Origin of the sequence: Mycobacterium angelicum, assembly GCF_002086155.1 — a bacterium.
Classification (GTDB): Bacteria; Actinomycetota; Actinomycetes; order Mycobacteriales; family Mycobacteriaceae; genus Mycobacterium; species Mycobacterium angelicum.
This window is the reverse complement of record NZ_MVHE01000488.1, coordinates 1-218: the sequence shown is the minus strand read 5'-3', so window position 1 is coordinate 218 and position 218 is coordinate 1. Positions and strand designations below refer to the sequence as shown.

Below are 218 nucleotides of genomic sequence, written 5' to 3'. Positions count from 1 at the left end.
ATGTAGCGCGCGGTCTCGATATCTCGCTCCTGATGCTATTCACCTGGCATCTACCTGGCCGGTGCAACATCCGCGCCATGAATTATGCGATCAACGCACACCTTCGCCGCCACGACACCTACCACAGTTGGTTTGAGTTCGACAATGCCGAACACATCGTTCGGCATACCATCGCTGACCCTGCAGATATCGAAGTCGTCCAAGCTGAGCATCAGAAC

General features: G+C 54.6%; 1 pseudogene. It reads left to right on the top strand.

What is annotated here, in order from left to right:
- Window positions 1-218, top strand: a pseudogene (locus tag BST12_RS30385) (acyltransferase); the annotation flags it as partial.